Origin of the sequence: Mesorhizobium sp. B2-3-13 (assembly GCF_006442195.1) — a bacterium.
Lineage (GTDB): Bacteria > Pseudomonadota > Alphaproteobacteria > Rhizobiales > Rhizobiaceae > Mesorhizobium > Mesorhizobium salmacidum.
The window spans coordinates 90,586-109,148 of the sequence record NZ_VFVQ01000014.1; the positions used below are offsets into that span (position 1 = coordinate 90,586).

Consider the following 18,563-nt stretch of genomic DNA (forward strand, 5'->3'; position numbering starts at 1 on the left):
AGAAAAAAGGCAATGAGTATGATGCGTGCGGGGGCACATCTGGGAATTGCAGGGCTCTGGGCCAAATCGGTCAGGTTCTGGTCCAATCGCCGCGGCGTCGCGGCGGTCGAGTTCGCGCTTATCGCGCCTATCCTGCTGGTCATGTATTTCATGACCTTGGAGGCTTCGCAGGCCATCGAGACAAGCAAGAAGGTCAGCCGTGTCGGCAGCATGGTCGCCGACCTCGTGACGCAACAGCCGAGCATCGTCAAGGCGGACCTCGATGCCATCATGAAGATCGGCAGCGTAACCCTTCAACCCTACAACCGCTCGACGCCGAACATCACCATCACGGCCATACAGATCACCACCGAAGCCACGCCGAGGGTGCTGGTGGTGTGGTCGCGCAAGGTGGTCAACGGTGTGAACGGCGTCGGAGCCACCGCTGGCACCGCGACCACGGTTCCGGCAACGCTCAGGGTCGCCGGCACCTTCCTCATCCGCGTCGAGAGCAATCTCAACTATTTGCCGATCATCGGCTGGACGACGGACAGCCAGCAGAAGCTTGGAATGACCCCATCTCTCACAACGACGATCCCGATGGGCGAAACCTATTTTCTGCGCCCCCGCAGGAGCGTCACGATTCCTTGCGGCGACTGCTGAAGACCTTATCGCCGCCCACCATCGACCGAGACCAGGCGCACGATGGCCTCCGCCGTGGCATAATCTTTTGAAACCACGGGCATAAAGCCGCCGGCATGCTTCGATTCCAGAAGATCGTAGACATCCGGCGTCGTCGATTTGAGGTTGGTGAGGAACACGGTCAGCCGACGCTTGGCTTCCGGATCGAGATCGCTGCGCACCGCATGGGGACCGTATCTCAGCAGACCCGACGTCCACACCACCTGGAGGGCCGACGCCGAAAGGCCTGATGCCTCGAGCCTTGCCTGCGTGCCCCCTGACAGCTGCGGCTGGCCGTCGGCCGCTGCCCTCACCCAGCCGAACATGGCGTCGGTCTCGCCGTCGACGAGCATGGTTTCGGCCGCCGACGCCGAAGGGGCATGGACAAGAAACCGTGCATCTTCGGCGATCTCGACGTGTTCGGCAGCCAACCCCGCCAAGGGCAAAAGAGAACCGCCGACGCTATCCGGCGGCGATATGGCGACCCGGTGGGTCTCCATATCGGCCAAGCCGCGCAGTTTGCCATCCCTGGTCAGCAGTACCGAGCAGATGCCGGCCACACCGTCGGAATCGACCGGAGCCACGAGCGGCTCGATGCATCCGCAGCGTTGCAGCGCCGTGGCGTAGGCGGTCGCCGAATAGATGGCGTATTCGATCCGTGCATTGGCCTGTCCCTCGATCAGTGCCGCATAATCGCGGGCAACGACGAACTCGATCTTCATGCCGAGCGCATTGGTAAAGGCTTGCGTCAACACCGCCAGCCCCGGAACGGTGTTGCCGGCGCCGGGCTCGGCGACGATGCCGATGCGAAATGTGCCTATATCATCGCGCCAGTCTGCCCACGCCGGTCCGCACCAGAACGCGTTCACCGCCATGAAGGCGGTCCATGCCTTGAGCGCAGTCGACAGGACCGTCCCGCCTCTTGTTCCGTCCATGGATCCCTCGTCACAACACCCGATCGTTGTGTGAATCTCGTTGCAAGACCGCCGGGCACATTGGGGCGACATGGAATTGACTATCGCGCCAAGCCGTTGCCGTTTGGTTTCCGAATTGCCAAGGCCGCCGCGGAACCCTATGTCTGGGTGTCCACACTGGCAACAAATAACCCGATGGCGCGTGCTTTCCTCTTCGTCCTGGATTCCTTCGGCATCGGCGGCGCGGCCGACGCTGAAAGCTATGGCGATGCCGGCGCCAACACGCTGGCGCACATCGCCGAAGCCTGCGCCGAAGGGCGCGCGGATCGCGAAGGGCTTCGTCAGGGACCGCTGTTCGTCCCCCATATGGCATCGCTGGGACTTGGCAAGGCGGCCGAGACCGCGACAGGACTGGTGTTTACGCATTTCGGGACGGACCTGCTCGCCAATGCCTTCCACGGCGCGGCGCAAGAGATTTCGCGCGGCAAGGACACGCCTTCCGGCCATTGGGAGATCGCAGGCCTGCCGGTGCGCTTCGACTGGGGTTATTTCCCGGACACGGTTCCCGCCTTCCCGGCCGACCTGACCGAGGCGATCATCCGCGAGGGCAAGGTGCCCGGCATTCTCGGCAATTGCCATGCGCCGGGTACCGAGATCATCGAGCGGCTCGGCGAGGAACATATCCGCACCGGCAAGCCGATTTGCTACACGTCGGTCGATTCGGTCCTGCAGATCGCCGCGCATGAGGTCCATTTCGGCCTGGAGCGGCTCTATGAATTGTGTCAGGTGGTGCGCCGGCTGGTCGACCCGCTGAGGATCGGACGGGTGATCGCGCGCCCCTTCGTCGGCGAGACATCAGCCACGTTCGAGCGAACCTACAATCGCCACGACTACGCCGTGCCGCCGCCCGAGCCGACATTGCTCGACCGGCTGACGGCGCGCGGCAGCCGCGTCGTCGCCGTCGGCAAGATCGGCGACATCTTCGCCCATCGCGGGATCTCGCAAGTCCGCAAGGCCGCGGGCAACATGGCCATGTTCGACCAGGCGCTGGTCGCGATGGACGAGGCCACCGACGGCGACCTCGTCTTCGCCAATTTCGTCGATTTCGATACCGAATTCGGCCATCGCCGCGACGTCGCCGGTTATGCCGCCGCGCTCGAGGCTTTCGACCGGAGACTGCCGGAGGCCTTCGCGAAGCTGAAGCAGGGCGACCTTCTCATCCTGACCGCCGATCACGGCAACGATCCGACCTGGCGCGGCACCGACCATACGCGTGAACGCATTCCGGTCATCGGCACTGGACCCGGCCTCAAAGGCGGCGACATAGGGCTTAGGGCGACATTTGCCGATATCGGCGAGACCGTTGCCGAACATCTCGCGCTGACGCGCGGCCGCAACGGCATATCCTTTTATGCCTCGATTGGCGGCCATGCCTGAATTACCCGAAGTCGAAACGGTCCGGCGCGGTCTGCGGCCGGTCCTGGAAGGTGCCCACCTGGCCGAGGTCGAGATGAGACGGCCCGACCTGCGGTTCCCCTTCCCCGAACGGTTTTCGGAGCGGCTGACCGGCAGGACGATCACGGCGCTTGGACGGCGGGCCAAATATCTGACCATGCATATGCTGGGCGGTCCGGTGCTGATCTGCCATCTCGGCATGTCCGGCTCCTTTCGCATCGAGACCGGCGACGACGACGAGACACCTGGCGTGTTCCACCATGAGCGCTCGAAAAGCGCGGCACACGATCATGTCGTGTTCCATGTCGTTTCCGCGGCCGGCAGGCGGTCACGTGTGATCTTCAACGATCCGCGCCGCTTCGGTTTCATGCTGTTTGCGCAAGAGCCGCCGGAGACGCATCCGATGCTCGCCGGACTGGGCGTCGAACCGACCGGCAATGCACTGGACGGCGTTCTGCTTGCCTCGTTGCTGAAAGGCCGCAGCTCGCCGCTCAAGGCAGCGCTTCTCGACCAGAGGCTGATCGCCGGCTTAGGCAATATATATGTCTCGGAGGCGCTCTGGCGCGCCGGCCTGTCACCGCGACGTGAGGCGGGCACCATCGCCAGGCCAGGCAAGAAGGCCAGGGAACAAAGCGAACGCCTCGCCGAGGCGATCCGCTCGGTCATATCAGATGCCATCGCGGCCGGCGGGTCTTCACTGCGCGACTATATGCACACCGATGGATCGCTGGGTTATTTCCAGCATTCCTTCGCCGTCTACGACCGCGAGGGTGAGCCTTGCCCCAAGCCTGGCTGCGGCGGCCATGTCGAACGTATCGTGCAGAGCGGTCGCTCGACCTTCTATTGCCGGACCTGTCAGACGTGAGCTAGACCGGTGTCGAGCAAAGGAGGAACAGCCATGGCCTATGAGACGATCATCACCGAGAGGCGCGGTAAGGTCGGACTGATCACGCTGAACCGGCCAAAGGCGCTCAACGCATTGAATTCCCAGATCCTCGCCGAACTCGTCGCAGCCGTGAATGCTTTCTGCGCCGATCCTGGCATCGGCGCCATGGTTGTTACCGGCTCCGACAAAGCCTTTGCCGCGGGTGCCGACATCAAGGAGATGCAGGCAATCTCCTATGCGGATGCCTACAGCCAGGACTTCTTCGTCGGCTGGGAAGAGTTCACGCGGGCGCGAAAGCCGATCATAGCGGCGGTGGCCGGCTATGCGCTCGGTGGCGGGTGCGAACTGGCGATGATGTGCGATTTCATCATTGCCGCCGACACGGCCAAATTCGGCCAGCCGGAGATCACGCTCGGTGTCATTCCCGGCATGGGCGGGTCGCAACGCCTGACCCGGTTCGTCGGTAAATCGAAAGCGATGGACATGTGCCTGACCGGACGGATGATGGATGCCGCCGAGGCCGAACGTTCGGGCCTTGTGTCGCGGGTCGTTCCGGCCGGCGAGCTGGTCGAGGAGGCCGTCAAGGCGGCGGCCAAAATCGCCGATTTCTCACTGCCGTCGGTGATGATGGCCAAGGAAGCCGTCAACCGGGCTTATGAGACGACGCTTGCCGAAGGATTGCGCTTCGAACGCCGCCTGTTCCATTCGCTTTTCGCGCTCGAAGACCAGAAGGAAGGCATGGCGGCGTTCGCCGAAAAGCGGAAGCCGAATTTCACCAACCGGTAGGGCGTCGGGGGTCAGCGACCGAAACCCGTGGCATCGGCCAAAAAGAACGCCAGGCGGCGTTGACGCGCCGGAAAAGCTGAACTATAAGCCGCACCAACCGAGGCGGCCCCGTGGCTGCCCGTTTGTTTTTTGCGCCCTGCGGCACGCCGCGTGCGCCGACCAGACCAGAAGAGAGGCATCATGGCCAACACATCCTCGGCCAAAAAGGCAACGCGCAAGATCGCCCGCCGCGCGGCGATCAACAAGAACCGCCGCTCGCGCGTCCGCACCTACGTCCGGCAGGTCGAGGAGGCACTTGCCTCGGGCGACAAGGCCGCAGCACAGGCCGCCTTCAAGGCTGCCGAGCCGGAATTGATGCGCGCCGCGACCAAAGGCGTGATCCACAAGAACACGGCGTCCCGCAAGGTGTCGCGCCTCGCCCAGCGCCTCAAGGTGCTGTCGGCCTGACATCGCCTTCTCAGGACGATCTTCTTCGAACCCGGCCGATCACGCCGGGTTTTTTCGTTTGCCGGCAAGTACTTAAAAAGAATAGCCGGAAACAACTGCAAATGCAGCGTCCACAGTTTGAAATGGTTTGCCGGCACATTCATGCCCGCTGATGATCGGAACGCTTGAAAAGCGTCGACTTTAGAAACCATGCCCATCAGAAATAACCGATACTTTTCAAATATTTAGCGACGGTCATCCACAGCTTGTCCACAACGCGCCGAAGGGACGGGAGGACAACTGGCTGTCAAGTGAATTATTTCAGAAAATTTCGCGCCGGTCCGGCTTTTTCATATTCGTCGGAAAAGGGTTTGAATCACAATGGCTTTGTTAAAATACAGCACTGCGGCATGGCGCTCCAACCCGCCCGAGGTAACCAGATTCCTTAAAAATCCGTTAGACGTGGCCTTGCCCTATCCACAGCGATTTCGGTAATGTCCGATCCATCGAAGGAGACGGGCCTCTGGCCCTTAACCCAGCCTGACGCGGCCAGCTTAAATTGGCGGGATTTGCGACGCGGATCAAGTCCGCGGACGGGTATGGTTTGCTCTTTTTCGATACGGTAGGGGACTGGCGTAACTAGACATGGCAGGTAGGACGGCGCGCCGGCGCTCTTTCGCCGGACGGTGTTGTATTGCCCTGACATACCCAACGCGGGCTGGCTTCCATGAGCCGGCACCGGTTCCCTTGGATGGTGGGCGACGTTCATTGCCGGCGGCGGCAACGGGCATCGTAGCGAAGACACGGTCGCTGGAAAAAGGGTGCAGGAGGCGCATCCCCAGCGAAAAACGGGTACAGAAAGGCAAGGAACTCGATCATGCAGAGCGGCATCGAAAGGGAGCTTACGGGCGACCTCCCATTTCCTGGAACTTTGATCGGAGCAAACGAGATGGCGGTCTCCAGCGACGCGGAACAGAAGTTCGACCGGGTCAAGGCCCAGTTGAAGGCGCGCCTGGGAACCGAAGTCTATTCCAGCTGGTTCGGCCGCATGAAGGTCGCGGAAGCGTCCAAGGGCATTGTCCGCATCTCCGTGCCCACCGCGTTCCTGCGCTCGTGGATCAACGGCCACTATCACGATCTCATTTCCGAGCTGTGGAAGCACGAGGATCCCGAGCTTCTCAAGATCGAGATCATCGTGCGCACCGCGACCCGTCAGGGGCGCAGCCAGCCCGAACCGGAATTGGCGCCGGCGCGCAAGATGACGCGGCAGACGCAGACGGCGCTGGCCGCCGGCACGGTCAGCCCAGGCAGGGTGGAGCGGTCTCCCGTGCCGCGTCCGGGTGTGCCGGTCGAGAGCGAGTTCCGCCACAATGTGCTGGGATCACCGCTTGATCCGCGTTACACGTTCGGCTCCTTCATCGAAGGGCCCTCGAATCGCGTCGCCTTCGCCGCCGCCAAGGCCGTGGCGGAATCTCAGTCGAGCGCGGTGCGCTTCAATCCGCTTTTCCTGCATGCCACCGTCGGGCTCGGCAAGACGCACCTCTTGCAAGCCATCGCCGCGGAATCGCTGAAGCAGAACCCGAAGTCGCGCGTCGTCTATCTCACCGCGGAGTATTTCATGTGGCGCTTCGCCACGGCGATCCGCGACAACAACGCATTGACGCTCAAGGAGCAGCTGCGCGACATCGACCTCCTGATCATCGACGACATGCAGTTCCTGCAGGGCAAGTCGATCCAGCATGAATTCTGCCATCTGATCAACATGCTGCTCGACAGCGCCAAGCAGGTCGTCGTCGCGGCCGACCGGCCACCGTCGGAGCTGGAATCGCTCGAGCCGCGGGTCCGTTCGCGCCTCAATGGCGGCGTCGCGCTCGAAATGTCGGCACCCGATTTCGCCATGCGGCTCGGCATGCTCAAACTGCGCCTGGCCACAGCCAGGATCGACGATGCATCGCTCGACATTTCCGAAGAGATCCTCAACCACGTTGCCCGCACCGTGACCGGTAGCGGACGTGAACTGGAAGGCGCCTTCAACCAGCTCTTGTTTCGCCAGTCGTTCGAGCCGCAGATCACCCTCGACCGCATCGACGAGATCCTCGGCCATATCTATCGCACGGGCGAGCCGAAGCGGGTCCGCATCGAGGACATCCAGCGCATCGTCGCGCGCCACTACAACGTCTCGAAGACGGAATTGCTGTCCAACCGGCGCACGCGCACCATCGTCAAGCCGCGGCAGGTCGCCATGTACCTGTCGAAGGTGATGACGCCGCGCTCGCTGCCGGAGATCGGGCGACGTTTCGGCGGCCGCGACCACACGACGGTGCTGCACGCCGTGCGCAAGATCGAGGACCTGTCCGGCAATGACAACACGCTGGCGCAGGAACTGGAATTGCTGAGAAGGCTCATCAACGACCAGGCCTGACCGGCCCAGAACGGCCGGCTTGCAGGGTTGGCCAGCTTTATCCCCAGAAAGCCCGCGTAACCGGCCCGAACCGGTGGCGCGGGCTTGCGCTCACTGGTTTTTTCCTGTCAGTTTGCGTAGATTCTGAAGCCTGTTCAGACCTTTTGCGGGGCGCCGGTAGCCGGAGACCCGTTCATTCATTCAAGCGAGCCTGTTTCGTCATGCGTGTTATCCTGGAACGGTCAAATCTCCTGAAGTCGCTCAACCACGTCCACCGCGTGGTCGAACGGCGCAACACCATACCGATCCTGTCCAACGTGCTGCTCAGCGCCGAAGGCGCCAGCCTCGAAATGAAGGCCACCGACCTCGACCTGGAGGTGACGGAAGCGACGCCCGCCAAGGTCGAGCGCGGCGGCGCGACGACCGTCCCCGCGCACTTGCTCTATGACATCGTGCGCAAGCTTTCAGACGGCGCCGAGGTGATGCTGAAGACGGATGAGGACGGCAACGCCATGACGGTTACGTCGGGCCGCTCCAGCTTCCGCCTGCAGTGCCTGCCGCAATCCGACTTTCCCGAGCTTTCGGCGGGATCCTTCTCGCATATTTTCCGTCTCGATGCGGTGGCGTTGAAGGGCCTGATCGAGAAGACGCAGTTCGCCATCTCCACCGAGGAGACGCGCTACTATCTCAATGGTATCTACCTGCACACGCATGAAGTCGGTGGCAAGCTGAAGCTGCGCTCGGTGGCAACCGACGGCCATCGCCTGGCGCGCGCCGAGATCGACGCCCCGGCGGGTTCGGAGGGCATGCCGGGCATCATCATTCCGCGCAAGACGGTGAGTGAGTTGCAGAAGCTGGTCGATGATCCGGATGTCGCCGTGACCACCGAACTGTCCGACACCAAGATCCGCTTCACCATCGGCAGCGTCGTCCTGACCTCGAAGCTGATCGACGGCACCTTCCCGGACTATCAGCGCGTCATTCCGACCGGCAACGACAAGAAGCTGATCCTCGACCGCCAGAGCTTCGCTGCCGCGGTCGACCGCGTCTCGACCATCTCTTCCGAACGCGGCCGTGCGGTGAAGCTCTCGATCAGCGAAGGCCAGGTGACGCTTGCCGTCAACAATCCGGATTCAGGCAGCGCCACGGAAGAACTGGCTGCAGACTATTCGTCCGACCCGATCGAGATCGGCTTCAACGCGAAATATCTGCTCGATGTCGCCGCGCAGCTGACCGGCACGGAAGCCAAATTCATGCTGGCCGATGCCGGTTCGCCAACACTGATCCACGACATGGCCGACGAGACCGCGCTTTACGTGCTGATGCCGATGCGAGTATAGCCGGACCGGCGTCGCCTGACGATACGACCGGCGATGGATATTGGTTGCGGTGACTTCCACAGGCGGATAGCGGTTGCCGGTACAAACCCACATAAGTAAGCTTACGCTTACCAATTTTCGCAACTATGCAAGCCTGGCGATAGATGTTGCTCCTGGCGCCGTGATCTTTTCCGGCGACAATGGTGCCGGCAAGACCAATCTCCTCGAAGCGATCTCTTTTTTGACCCCGGGGCGCGGCTTGCGCCGCGCGCCTTACGCGGATGTGGCACGTGAGGGTGGCGATGGCGGCTTTGCCCTGCATGCCCGGCTCCACGGACCTGACGGCGAGGTCGAGATCGGCACCGGCATTTCCGGAGGCGACACGGCGGAGAGCGGCAGGCGGGTGCGCATAAACGGAGCCGCCGCCCGGGCCGAGGACATGCTGGAGTGGCTGCGGGTCGTGTGGCTGACGCCGGCGATGGATTCGTTGTTCACCGGACCGGCCGCGGATCGCCGGCGCTTTCTCGACCGGCTGGTGCTGGCGATCGATCCCGGACACGGCCAGCGTGCGCTCGACTACGAGAAGGCGATGCGGGGCCGTAACCGTTTGCTGACGGAAGGCTCACGCGATGCCGGCTGGTTCGAGGCGATAGAGACGCAGATGGCGGAGACCGGCGTGGCGATCGCCGCGGCGCGCGCCGAAATGGTGCGGCTGCTGGCCGCCATGATCGGCAGGCTGCCCGACACGGGGCCATTTCCGCAGGCCGATATCGGCCTTTCGGGTGACCTGGAGGCCGGGATTGCCAATGCACCAGCGGTCGATGTCGAGGAGCGGTTCCGACGGGCGCTTGCCGATGGCCGTGACCGTGACCGTGCCGCCGGACGCACCCTCGAGGGCCCGCACCGCTCGGACCTCGTGGTCCGGCACCGGCCCAAGGCCATGCCGGCCGAACTTTGCTCGACCGGCGAACAGAAGGCACTGCTGGTCGGTATCGTGCTGTCGCATGCCCGGCTGACCGGCGAAATGTCCGGCCTGACGCCGATCCTTTTGCTCGACGAGATCGCGGCGCACCTCGATGGCGGTCGCCGCGCGGCACTGTTCTCGATCCTGGAGGAACTGAACTGCCAGGCTTTCATGACGGGAACCGATGCGGCGCTGTTTTCCAGCCTGCATGGCCGCGCGCAGTTCCTGACGGTCGACCATGGCACGATTGGGCCAACCGAAGACCCCTGACAAGGTTTTTCGGCCGCTATATGGTCCTGATATGACCACTGCGCTCACCGCCGACGAGATCGAACGTTATGCCCGCCACATCGTGCTGCCGGAGGTCGGCGGCGCGGGCCAGCAGAAGCTCAAGCAGGCGCGGGTCCTGGTGATCGGCGCCGGCGGGCTCGGTGCGCCGGTGCTTGAATATCTCGCCGCGGCCGGCGTCGGCACGCTCGGCGTGATCGACGACGACACAGTTTCGCTCTCCAACCTGCAACGTCAGGTCATCCATGGCACCGATACGATCGGCATGCTGAAAACCCAGAGCGCCGAGGCGGCGATCGGCCGTATCAATCCCAACATATCAGCCGAAACGCACACATTCCGGCTGACCGCGGAGAACGCACCTGCCCTCGTGGCCAAGTACGATATCGTCGTCGATGGGTCCGACAATTTCGAGACGCGTTATGTGGTGGCCGATGCCTGCGCGGCCGAAGGGAAGCCGCTTGTGCATGCGGCCGTCGGACGTTTCGACGGCTCGGTGACCGTGCTGAAGCCTTTCGAAAACGGCAGCGACGGCAAGCCAAACCCGAGCTATCGGGATCTGTTTCCCGAAGCCCCGCCGCCGGGCCTGGTGCCGTCCTGTGCGGAGGCCGGGGTGCTCGGCGCACTGACGGGGGTCATCGGCACGCTGCAGGCGATGGAGGCAATCAAGCTGGTGACCGGCATAGGCGAGCCGCTCATCGGCCGGCTGCTGCTCTATGATGCGCTGGCCGCGCGTTTCGAGACGATCCGCTACAAGAGACGCTGATCCTGGAACAATCCCGTATTTCGATCACGCAGATCCCGGCCGATTTCGGCCGCTGGGATGATGTGCTTGCCCTCATCATGCGTACCTTCGCCTTCATGGACGGCATCATCGACCCGCCGTCGTCGGCTCACCTGCTCACAGTCGATGCGCTACGCGCCAAGGCCCTGCGGGAGACGGGCTTTCTGGCACTCGACGGCGACGATAGAATCGTGGGCTGCGTTTTTGCCCTTGAAAGGGCTGACGGTTTTTATGTCGGCAAGCTCGCCGTCGCCCCGGACCGCCAAGGGCAAGGCATTGGCCGGCGGCTGATGCAAGCGGCCGAGGATCTGGCCCGCAGCCGCGGCAAGTCCGCCATCGATCTCGAGACGAGGATCGAACTCACCGCAAATCATGCCGCCTTTGCCCGGCTCGGCTTTCGCGAGACCGAACGGACGGCGCATGAGGGTTATGACAGGCCGACGTCCATCACCATGCGCAAAACGATCTCATAAACGGCGAGCCTACGCCTGGAGGGTTTTCAGGTTCTGAGCGGCAGCACGCGGTCTGGCGGGCGATGGCCATCGACGAAGGCGCGGATATTGATGATGACCTTCTCGCCCATGTCGATACGGCCCTCGAGCGTGGCCGAGCCCATATGCGGCAGAAGCACGACCTTGTTCCTGGCGGCGAGCTTCAAGAGCTTGCCGTTCAGGGCCGGCTCGTGCTCGTAAACGTCGAGGCCGGCGCCGGCGATCTTGCCGTCCTGGATCAGCTTGACCAGCGCTTCTTCGTCGATGATGTCGCCGCGGGCGGTGTTGACGATGTAGGCGGTGGGCTGCAGCAACGCCAGCCGCCGTGCTGACAGAAGATGGAAGGTCGCCGGCGTCGACGGACAATTGACCGAGATGATGTCCATGCGGGCGAGCATCTGGTCGAGACTCTCCCAATAGGTCGCCTCCAGTCCATCTTCGACCGCCGGCAGCACGCGATGCCGGTTGTGATAGTGGATGGACAAGCCGAAAGCCTTGGCCCGCTTGGCAACGGCGGTGCCGATGCGGCCCATGCCGACAATGCCGAGCCGTTTCCCCCAGATGCGCCGGCCAAGCATCCAGGTCGGCGACCAGCCGGCCCATTTCTTGTCGCCGGTAAGCACGCTGGCGCCTTCCGCCAGCCGGCGCGGTACGGCCAGCATCAGCGCCATCGTCATGTCGGCGGTATCTTCGGTGAGCACATTGGGCGTGTTGGTGACGGTGATGCCTTTCTTGGCCGCCGCCGCCACGTCGATCTTGTCGACGCCATTGCCGAAATTGGCGATCAGCTTGAGGTTGTCGCCGGCCTGGGCGATCAGCGCGGCATCGATCTGGTCGGTCACGGTCGGTACCAGCACGTCGGCTTCCTTGACCGCGGCGACCAGTTCCGGCTGCGTCATCGGCCTGTCCTCGACATTCAGCCTTGCGTCGAACAGTTCGCGCATGCGGGTCTCGACCGGGTCGGGCAGCTTTCGCGTGATGACCACGAGAGGCTTCTTTTTGCCTGGCATTGTTTCCCTCGTTGAGACCTCTTTAACCAAGACCGGCGAAACTGAAAGCTGGTCGCGGTAGCCGATTTACCCATGTAACAAGCGGTGCCGCCGAAGACAAAGAAAAAGGGGTGCCGCAGCCGTCGGGCCGGCGCCGAAAGGAACGAAAGTGTCTGGTTTCGCGTCGCTTCGCCTGGCCCTCAGCGCAGCATTTCTCGGCGCTCTCCTCTATTCTCCGCTTGCCGGCGCGCAGAGCGCGGCCGCCCCAGCCCAGAGCGCCATCACGCTCGGACCGAGCGGGCTGCCGCTGCCGCGATTCGTCAGCCTGAAATCCGGCCGCGTCAACTCGCGCGTCGGCCCCGGCGCCAACTATTCCGTCGACTGGATGTATATGAAGGCTGGCCTGCCGATGGAGATCATCCAGGAGTTCGATACGTGGCGGCGGGTGCGCGACGCCGACGGCTCGGAAGGATGGATCAACCAGTCGCTGCTTTCGGGCCGGCGCACAGCGATCATCGCGCCCTGGCAGCGCGGCAAGGGCGGCCAGATCAATCTTCTGAAAGGTCCCGACAAGGATGCCAGGGTGGTGGCGATTGTCGAACCCGGCGTGATGGGCATGATCAAGTCCTGCGACGGCCAGTGGTGCGAAATGACGCTCGACGGCCACACCGGCTGGCTTGCCCAGTCGGTCGTCTGGGGCGCTTATCCGGGTGAGCGGGTCAAGGACTGAACGTCTCGCGTTTGCGCCCGATGGGGCCAAGATGGGTGTCCTGAAATCCTGTCGACAGCTTCAAGCCGTAACCCAGTGCACGGTCGATCGCGATATGGCCGATCCAGATCAGTGCGATGGCGCTGCCGACCGCACTGCCGGCGAGATGCCCAGCAAGCAGCAGAAGCACCGGTACGATCAGGGTGTGCAAGGCGTTGTAGGCGATGGCGCCGATGCGCAGGCCACCGAGATAACCCAGCATCGAGAGGTCCGGCGCCAGGATGAGCAACGCTAAGCGCCACCAGGAGACGCCTGTCGCGCCATAGAAGACGACCGCAACCGCCGCCACGACAGCCCATTCGAGCCGGACTATCCAATCGAGGGGCTTCATCCCAGACCGATTATTCGGGCCAGACCGATTATTCGGGCCAGACCGATTATTCGGGCCAGACCGATTGTTCCGGCGTGGCTGATTACCCTGGCCTGGCCCATTATTCCGGCCTCGCCGGTCATTCCGGACGCTTGGGACGCAGCCTCACCACGATATCGACATTGGCGATTTCCATGCCTTCGGGAGGGTCCGGCAGATTGGTGACCGTGACCGGGCCGTTGGCGATGTCGAATATCCTGTTTTCGCCTTCGATATAGAAATGGTGGTGGTCGGAGGTATTGGTGTCGAAATAGGTCTTGGAACCCTCGACGGCGAGGATGCGCAGCAGCCCCGCCTGGGTAAACTGGTGAAGCGCGTTGTAGACGGTGGCCAGCGACACCGGCACGCCGGCGGCCTGCGCCTCCTCGTGCAGTTCCTCAGCCGACAGATGGCGGTCGCCCTTGGCGAAAAGCAGGTCGGCCAGCGCAATGCGCTGACGCGTCGGCCTCAGGCCGGCTTCACGTACCCGCTTGTCCACAGCGACATTTTCCTTCCGGCAGCCCCGGTCCATCTGGTCTTCCAAGCTCACAGTCCCGCTTCAAGACACGCCCAGAATGGCAAAAAGATGAATGTTTGCCGAAACCGGACCCCTGTTGACATATATTCTGTCGCCCGAATGCGATCAATAGCGCGCATTGACCCGGGCGGACTGGCGGGTTAAGCGCAAACGCCGGTTTCCGGCCTGAAACAGATTGTGTTAGGACACCAACGACAAGGGCACGCTACCGCCCGGACGATATGGGGACGAAATTGATGGCGGGTTCGAAATCCAGCTACGACTACGAAGAATTGCTGGCCTGCGCCCGCGGCGAGCTGTTCGGAGAGGGCAATGCCCAGCTGCCCTACCCGCCGATGCTGATGTTCGATCGTATCACCGAGGTCAGCGAGACCGGCGGCGCCTTCGATAAGGGTTTCATCCGCGCGGAATTCGATATCAAGCCCGACCTGTGGTTCTTTGCCTGTCATTTCATCGGCAATCCGATCATGCCTGGGTGTCTCGGCCTGGACGCCCTGTGGCAATTGACGGGTTTTTACCTCGGCTGGCTTGGCGAACCCGGCAGGGGAATGGCGCTGTCGACCGGAGAGGTCAAGTTCAAGGGCATGGTCACGCCATCGGTCAAGAAGGTCGAGTATGGCGTGGATTTCAAGCGTGTGATGCGCGGCCGGCTGGTGCTCGGCATCGCTGATGGCTGGATGAAGGCGGATGGCGAGCCCATATATGCGGCGACGGACCTGAAGGTCGGCCTGTCAAAGCAGTCGGCGGTCGCTTGACCGCAGCCCTGGCCCGCCCATTGGCCAGCATCCCTGGAAGGAGTTGCGAATGAGACGTGTCGTAGTCACAGGCCTCGGCATCGTGTCGTCGATAGGCAACAATGCCAACGAGGTGCAGACCTCGCTGCATGATGCCAGATCCGGCATCAGCTTTTCCGATTCCTTTGCCGAGCATGGCTTCCGCTGCCAGGTCTGGGGCGCGCCGACGCTCGACCCTTCCGCCATGATCGACCGCCGCGCGATGCGCTTCCTGAGCCAGGGCGCGGCCTGGAATCACGTCGCCATGGACCAGGCGATCGCGGATGCCGGTCTCGGCGAGAGCGACATCACCAATGAGCGCACCGGCATCGTCATGGGTTCGGGCGGCCCCTCCACCCGCACCATCGTCGAGGCGGCCGAAACCACGCTCAAGAACGGCAGTCCCAAGCGTATCGGTCCCTTCGCGGTGCCGAAGGCGATGTCGTCGACCGCGTCGGCGACGCTGGCCACGTGGTTCAAAATCCATGGCGTCAACTATTCGATCTCCTCGGCCTGCTCGACCTCGGCGCATTGCATCGGCAATGGTTACGAGCTGATCCAGTGGGGCAAGCAGGACATGGTCTTTGCCGGCGGCCACGAGGATCTCGACTGGACGATGTCGGACCTGTTCGACGCCATGGGCGCCATGTCATCGAAGTTCAACGACAGGGCCTCGACCGCATCGCGCGCCTATGACGCCAATCGCGACGGCTTCGTCATTGCCGGCGGCGCCGGCGTGCTGGTGCTGGAAGAGTTGGAACATGCCAAGGCGCGCGGCGCCAAGATCTACGCAGAGATCGTCGGCTATGGCGCGACCTCGGACGGTTTCGACATGGTCGCGCCCTCGGGCGAAGGCGCGGTCCGCTGCATGCGCCAGGCGCTGGCGACGGTTTCCACGCCGGTCGACTACATCAACACCCACGGCACCTCGACGCCGGTCGGGGATTCCAAGGAAATGGGCGCGATCCGTGAAGTGTTCGGCGAGAAGATGCCGTTCATCACGTCGACGAAGTCGCTGACCGGCCATTCGCTGGGCGCGGCAGGCGTGCAGGAATCCATCTATTCGATCCTGATGATGCAAGGCGGCTTCATCGGCGAAAGCGCCCATATCGAGACGCTCGATCCGGAATTCGAGGGCATGCCGATCGTGCGCAAGCGCATCGACAACGCAGGGATCGACACCGTTCTGTCGAATTCCTTCGGTTTCGGCGGCACCAACGCAACGCTCGTTTTCCAGCGCTATTCCGCATAAGGCCAAGTTTTTTATATAAGGATTTGCCGGCCATGGACGGATTGATGAAGGGCAAGCGTGGGCTTGTCATGGGTGTGGCCAACGATCATTCGATTGCTTGGGGCATCGCCCGGAAATTGTCCGAACATGGGGCGGAACTCGCCTTCACCTATCAGGGCGAGGCTTTCGGCCGCCGCGTCAAGCCGCTCGCCGACAAGCTCGGCGCTTCGCTGGTCGTTCCCTGCGACGTCGAGGACAGCGCTTCGGTCGCCGCCACGTTCGAGACGCTCGGCAAGGCGTGGGGCGGACTGGACTTCGTCGTCCATGCCATCGGCTTTTCAGACAAGAACGAATTGAAAGGCCTCTATGCCGACACCAGCCGGGACAATTTCGTCCGCACCATGGTGATCTCCTGCTATTCCTTCACCGAAGTGGCGCGCAACGCCGCGCCGCTGATGACTGCCGGCGGCTCGATGATCACGCTGACTTATGCCGGCTCGGTCCGCGTCATGCCGAACTACAATGTCATGGGGGTCGCCAAGGCTGGGCTCGAGGCCAGCGTGCGCTATCTCGCCAACGACTACGGCCCACGCGGCATCCGGGTCAACGGCATCTCGGCCGGTCCGGTGCGCACACTGGCCGGCGCCGGCATTTCTGACGCGCGCCACATGTTCTCCTACCAGCAGCGCAACTCGCCGTTGCGCCGGACGGTGACGATCGACGAGGTCGGCGGCTCCTCGCTCTATCTCCTGTCCGACCTTGCTTCCGGTGTCACCGGCGAGATCCACTATGTCGATTCCGGCTATCATATCGTCTCGATGCCGACACTCGATGAGTTGAAGCAGACGGATGGCGGGCGTGACTGAAGCGTCCCCAAGCGGCGTCCTTTGCCAGTAAAGAAAATAATCCTCTCCAGTAAAATTGGATTCATTCGCGGAAACTCATTTTAAGAGGATTTCCGCTATAGAGCTCCCCATCTGGGGACCTTCTCATGCCTGGCATCAGCAACCCGAAGCGAACACCCGTGTTCCGACTGCTCACGATAGCAAGTTCGGGCATTGGCAGTTTCGTCCTCGGCATCTGGGGCCTGAAGCACGGCCTCGGCGACGGGTTTGCCGGCATATCGGCTGATATGATGGTCTCGGTGATGGCCGCGCTTTGCGCGCTGGCGGCATCGGTGGCGGCAATGTCCTTCTTCGCCGGCATCGATGAATCGGCCGATTTCGTCTTCAACGAAACCCATTTCGACAAGCTGACCGGACTGCTGGCGCGCTCGGCCATGGTCGGCAAGATCGCCGAGGCGGCATGCGCGACAAGCCGCACCGGGGAACCGGTGTTCCTGATCGACATCGACATTGACCGGTTCAAGCAGATCAACGACGCTATCGGCTACACCCAGGGCGATGAACTGATCCGCGCCTTCACCAGGCGGCTGCACGACTGCGTGCCCGCGCGCGCCCTGATCGGCCGCATCGGGGCCGGCGAGTTCGCAGTGCTGCTCCCGGACCATCTGATCCAGGGAACCCTGGAAAGCATGGTCGAGAGGCTCATCGACGAGATGATGGAGCCGTATGAACTCGGCAGCCACCAGCAATCGGTGAGCCTGTCGGTCGGCATCGTGGCGATGCCCAAGGACGGTATCGATCCGGTCCTTATCCTGCGGCGCTCCAATCTGGCGCTGCAAAATGCGCGTGCCGGCGGCGTTGGCAACTGGTCGGTCTTCGACAGCGAGATGGGACGCGTGGCCGACCATCGCCAATGGGTCGAATCCGAGCTGCATAGCGCCTTTGAACGCGGCGATTTCGACCTGCACTATCAGCCGCAGCTCGACCTCCCGACCGGCCGCATCGTCGGCTACGAGGCATTGATCCGCTGGAAGCATCCCGAACGCGGCATGATCCCGCCGATGGAGTTCATCCAGATCGCCGAGGAGACCGGCATGATCAACCCGATCGGCGAATGGGTTCTGCGCAAGGCCTGCAGCGATGCCCGCCATCTGCCTGACGACTGTTTCGTCGCCGTCAACATCTCGCCGGTCCAGTTCATGACCAAGGACTTCGTCGGCATTGTGCGCGACACGATGCGGGCCACCGGCATCAAGCCGTCACGGCTGGAACTGGAAGTCACCGAGACGGCGATGATGCAGGACCGCGACCGCGCGGCCATCATCTTGAAAGAACTTGCCGAGATGGGAATCTCGGTCGCCGTCGATGATTTCGGCACCGGCTATTCCAATCTCAGCTATCTGATCGACTTCTCGTTCGGCAAGCTGAAGATCGACCGGTCCTTCGTCAGCCGCATCGATACCGATGCCAGCTCCGGCGCGGTCGTGTCGACCATTGTCGGGTTGTCGCGGGCGCTCGGCGTCAGCATCATCGCCGAAGGCGTCGAGACCGAAAGCCAGGCGACGCTGCTGCGGGCCGCCGGCTGCGAGGTGGTGCAGGGCTACCTGTTCGGCCGGCCAGCACCGCTCAAGATCAGCGTTGGCGACGGGCATGTCGCCGACGACATGAGGCGCGTCGCCAACCTGCATTGATAAC

General features: G+C 62.8%; 19 protein-coding genes. 15 read left to right on the plus strand and 4 right to left on the minus strand.

Translation table 11 applies throughout. From position 1 onward, the window contains the following. The first annotated feature begins 18 nt into the window (after positions 1 to 18). Entirely contained in the window at positions 19 to 642 is a 624-nt protein-coding gene (locus FJ941_RS18010) for a TadE/TadG family type IV pilus assembly protein (RefSeq protein ID WP_140507743.1), read from the plus strand. Positions 643 to 647: 5 nt separating this feature from the next. Here the strand turns inward: FJ941_RS18010 and FJ941_RS18015 are convergent, their stop codons facing one another. Continuing rightward, positions 648 to 1,568 (minus strand): phosphate/phosphite/phosphonate ABC transporter substrate-binding protein, encoded by a 921-nt coding sequence (locus tag FJ941_RS18015; protein ID WP_181169860.1) that lies wholly within the window; start codon positions 1,566 to 1,568, stop codon positions 648 to 650. Between the two features lie 201 nt (positions 1,569 to 1,769). On the opposite strand from FJ941_RS18015, the gene FJ941_RS18020 reads away from it, so the two are divergent. The 9 genes from FJ941_RS18020 to FJ941_RS18060 all read left to right on the plus strand — a co-directional run bounded on the left by FJ941_RS18020 (position 1,770) and on the right by FJ941_RS18060 (position 11,356). Beyond that, positions 1,770 to 3,011, plus strand: a complete 1,242-nt coding sequence (locus FJ941_RS18020; protein WP_140507629.1) for a phosphopentomutase — start codon at positions 1,770 to 1,772, stop codon at positions 3,009 to 3,011. Next, a complete protein-coding gene (mutM, locus tag FJ941_RS18025) occupies positions 3,004 to 3,894 on the plus strand; it encodes a bifunctional DNA-formamidopyrimidine glycosylase/DNA-(apurinic or apyrimidinic site) lyase (RefSeq protein WP_140507631.1) in 891 nt (296 codons plus the stop codon). The genes FJ941_RS18020 and mutM overlap by 8 nt, the downstream gene beginning before the upstream one ends. Positions 3,895 to 3,927: 33 nt before the next feature. Further along, the gene (locus tag FJ941_RS18030) at positions 3,928 to 4,701 is read left to right on the plus strand and encodes an enoyl-CoA hydratase (protein ID WP_140507633.1); all 774 of its coding nucleotides are present in this window, start codon (positions 3,928 to 3,930) and stop codon (positions 4,699 to 4,701) included. Positions 4,702 to 4,881: 180 nt separating this feature from the next. Beyond that, entirely contained in the window at positions 4,882 to 5,148 is a 267-nt protein-coding gene (gene rpsT, locus FJ941_RS18035; RefSeq protein ID WP_027026587.1) for a 30S ribosomal protein S20, read from the plus strand. A gap of 856 nt (positions 5,149 to 6,004) precedes the next feature. Continuing rightward, complete coding sequence (gene dnaA / locus FJ941_RS18040) at positions 6,005 to 7,549, plus strand: chromosomal replication initiator protein DnaA (protein WP_140507635.1); 1,545 nt, start codon at positions 6,005 to 6,007, stop codon at positions 7,547 to 7,549. A gap of 200 nt (positions 7,550 to 7,749) precedes the next feature. Beyond that, positions 7,750 to 8,868: a DNA polymerase III subunit beta gene (gene dnaN, locus FJ941_RS18045; RefSeq protein ID WP_027142016.1), complete on the plus strand. Its 1,119-nt coding sequence runs from the start codon at positions 7,750 to 7,752 to the stop codon at positions 8,866 to 8,868. A 73-nt stretch (positions 8,869 to 8,941) separates the two neighbouring features. Then, a complete protein-coding gene (gene recF / locus FJ941_RS18050) occupies positions 8,942 to 10,081 on the plus strand; it encodes a DNA replication/repair protein RecF (protein WP_140507636.1) in 1,140 nt (379 codons plus the stop codon). Positions 10,082 to 10,112: 31 nt separating this feature from the next. Continuing rightward, positions 10,113 to 10,865 carry a molybdopterin-synthase adenylyltransferase MoeB gene (locus FJ941_RS18055; RefSeq protein ID WP_140507638.1) on the plus strand — a complete coding sequence of 251 codons (753 nt, stop codon included), beginning with the start codon at positions 10,113 to 10,115 and terminating at the stop codon, positions 10,863 to 10,865. Between the two features lie 2 nt (positions 10,866 to 10,867). Further along, positions 10,868 to 11,356, plus strand: a complete 489-nt coding sequence (locus tag FJ941_RS18060) for a GNAT family N-acetyltransferase (protein WP_181169862.1) — start codon at positions 10,868 to 10,870, stop codon at positions 11,354 to 11,356. Positions 11,357 to 11,382: 26 nt separating this feature from the next. Here FJ941_RS18060 and FJ941_RS18065 read toward each other — a convergent pair whose 3' ends face one another. Continuing rightward, positions 11,383 to 12,384 (minus strand): D-glycerate dehydrogenase, encoded by a 1,002-nt coding sequence (locus FJ941_RS18065; RefSeq protein WP_140507642.1) that lies wholly within the window; start codon positions 12,382 to 12,384, stop codon positions 11,383 to 11,385. Between the two features lie 148 nt (positions 12,385 to 12,532). On the opposite strand from FJ941_RS18065, the gene FJ941_RS18070 reads away from it, so the two are divergent. Further along, positions 12,533 to 13,093 (plus strand): SH3 domain-containing protein, encoded by a 561-nt coding sequence (locus FJ941_RS18070; RefSeq protein WP_027142021.1) that lies wholly within the window; start codon positions 12,533 to 12,535, stop codon positions 13,091 to 13,093. On the opposite strand, the gene FJ941_RS18075 is transcribed toward FJ941_RS18070, so the two are convergent. Together FJ941_RS18075 and irrA are read right to left on the minus strand one after the other, a co-directional pair. Further along, positions 13,083 to 13,463, minus strand: a complete 381-nt coding sequence (locus FJ941_RS18075) for a DUF4260 domain-containing protein (protein ID WP_140507643.1) — start codon at positions 13,461 to 13,463, stop codon at positions 13,083 to 13,085. The genes FJ941_RS18070 and FJ941_RS18075 overlap by 11 nt on opposite strands. Before the next feature lie 118 nt (positions 13,464 to 13,581). Further along, positions 13,582 to 14,013 carry an iron response transcriptional regulator IrrA gene (irrA, locus tag FJ941_RS18080; protein ID WP_027142023.1) on the minus strand — a complete coding sequence of 144 codons (432 nt, stop codon included), beginning with the start codon at positions 14,011 to 14,013 and terminating at the stop codon, positions 13,582 to 13,584. Between the two features lie 242 nt (positions 14,014 to 14,255). Between irrA and fabA the strand changes: the two genes are divergently transcribed. From fabA to FJ941_RS18100, 4 genes are all read left to right on the plus strand, one after another. Beyond that, on the plus strand, positions 14,256 to 14,774 hold the full coding sequence (gene fabA, locus FJ941_RS18085) for a 3-hydroxyacyl-[acyl-carrier-protein] dehydratase FabA (protein ID WP_027142024.1): 519 nt from the start codon (positions 14,256 to 14,258) through the stop codon (positions 14,772 to 14,774). Between the two features lie 49 nt (positions 14,775 to 14,823). Further along, complete coding sequence (fabB, locus tag FJ941_RS18090; RefSeq protein WP_027142025.1) at positions 14,824 to 16,044, plus strand: beta-ketoacyl-ACP synthase I; 1,221 nt, start codon at positions 14,824 to 14,826, stop codon at positions 16,042 to 16,044. Between the two features lie 32 nt (positions 16,045 to 16,076). Then, on the plus strand, positions 16,077 to 16,889 hold the full coding sequence (gene fabI, locus FJ941_RS18095) for an enoyl-ACP reductase FabI (RefSeq protein ID WP_027142026.1): 813 nt from the start codon (positions 16,077 to 16,079) through the stop codon (positions 16,887 to 16,889). Between the two features lie 125 nt (positions 16,890 to 17,014). Then, a complete protein-coding gene (locus FJ941_RS18100; RefSeq protein WP_140507645.1) occupies positions 17,015 to 18,559 on the plus strand; it encodes a bifunctional diguanylate cyclase/phosphodiesterase in 1,545 nt (514 codons plus the stop codon). Positions 18,560 to 18,563: the final 4 nt, after the last annotated feature.